This window comes from Glutamicibacter sp. V16R2B1 (assembly GCF_005774635.1).
GTDB lineage: Bacteria > Actinomycetota > Actinomycetes > Actinomycetales > Micrococcaceae > Glutamicibacter > Glutamicibacter creatinolyticus.
The window spans coordinates 1-1,443 of sequence record NZ_VATX01000054.1 but is presented as its reverse complement, the minus strand read 5'-3'; the positions used below and the strand labels follow the sequence as shown (position 1 = coordinate 1,443).

The 1,443-nt window shown below is 62.5% G+C and carries 2 protein-coding genes; one reads left to right on the top strand and one right to left on the bottom strand.

Annotation, left to right across the window (positions count from 1 at the left end):
- The coding region (locus FDN03_RS15970; RefSeq protein WP_138178580.1) for a DUF2290 domain-containing protein at positions 1–260 on the bottom strand (260 nt) is incomplete at its 3' end.
- 257 nt (positions 261–517) lie between these two features.
- Here FDN03_RS15970 and FDN03_RS15965 point away from each other — a divergent pair.
- Positions 518–1,291: a transposase family protein gene (locus FDN03_RS15965; protein ID WP_138178579.1), complete on the top strand. Its 774-nt coding sequence runs from the start codon at positions 518–520 to the stop codon at positions 1,289–1,291.
- The last annotated feature ends 152 nt before the right edge of the window (positions 1,292–1,443 follow it).

Genomic DNA, 1,443 nt, shown 5'->3' with positions numbered 1-1,443 from the left:
TCATTCGTGGCCGTATTGTAGAAACTTCGCAGAATAAATTCTACGAAGACCCCGGGCGTGAGCGGTGAGGTCGCAGCAATTCGGCAATTTTTATATTGACCGAGAGTCACATGTGAACAAGGGTGTAGAATATCGGATGCAACGCCATCTCTGGAGTCGAAGTCAAACCTAACTGGAACCGCGACCACTTGGCGATTGACGACTTCAGCAAAGCGAACGTCCTCCATATAGACGTCCGGGTTGTTCTGAAACTCAGACAAGTCGGGCTAGGGCAGGAAAGCAAGCCGACTTCTCGTCAGCGCCAGACCGTTGAACTCGTATGTCATCTGTAGCAGAGCACCATCGAGCATGCGTACATTGAGCCTTTTCCATCTTGTTTTTCTGAAAGGCGGTGACGATTCTCGCACGATCCGCCCGGCCCGCCGTGGTCGACTGTTGTCGATACGGGATCGGAAAATAGACGAGTCCTCGGTAGATCACAGGGTGTCTACTCCACTGCTCCCTGACCGAGGACTCGTTGCTAACCTACCCCGGCACCATCAACCTGCCCGAAGCGACCCTGGACTTCCTGGCCGCGTTGCTCACCGACGACCGCGAGCGCCGCGGAACCTGGCGGAAGCTGCCCGCCCGTGACCAGGCACTTCTCGTCCTTGCGCACCTGCGCAACGGCGACACCTACACCCGCCTGGCCGAAGGTTTCGGCATCGGCGTCGCCACGGTGTACCGCTACATCCGCGAGGCCGTCGACCTCCTGGCCCACCGCGGTCGGACGCTGCTCGCCGCCGTGTGGACGTTCGCCTGGACCCGCAACAACTTCCTCGTCCTCGACGGGACGGTCGTGCGCACCAACCGTGTCCGCGCCCACAACTCGCTGTACTACTCCGGCAAGCACAAGTACCACGGGATCAACCTGCAGGCCCTCATGGACCCCTACGGACAGATGATCTGGATCTCGGAAGGGCTCCCCGGCTCCGTCCACGACCTCACCGCCGCCCGCCTGCACGACATCCTCCACACCGTGGAACGCTCCGAGCTGTACCTCTACGTCGACCTCGGCTACATCGGGGGCGAAGGTCACCGCCTCGTCATCCCCCACAAAACCCCGCAGAACGGCGAACTCCCCGCCAACTACCAGCAGGCCAACCGCGGCCACGCAGCCATCCGCGCCCTCGGCGCACGCGGCTTCGCCACGCTCAAGTACTGGCACATCTTCGCTCGCTACCGCGGCTGCCCCCGCCGCGTCGCAGCAACCGCCCAGGCCATCCACATCCTCTCAACCGAAGCCGCTTGAAACGTCAGGATGGAAAAGGCTCACCGCACGACTGGTGGCCGCCGAGCTTCGGCGCCGGGGATTTTCCGTCGTGCTGGCCGGCCGCGACGGTGAACGGCTGCGGGCGCTGGCGACGGAGCTGGGTGATAGGGAGGCCGGTGATTCCGTCGCGG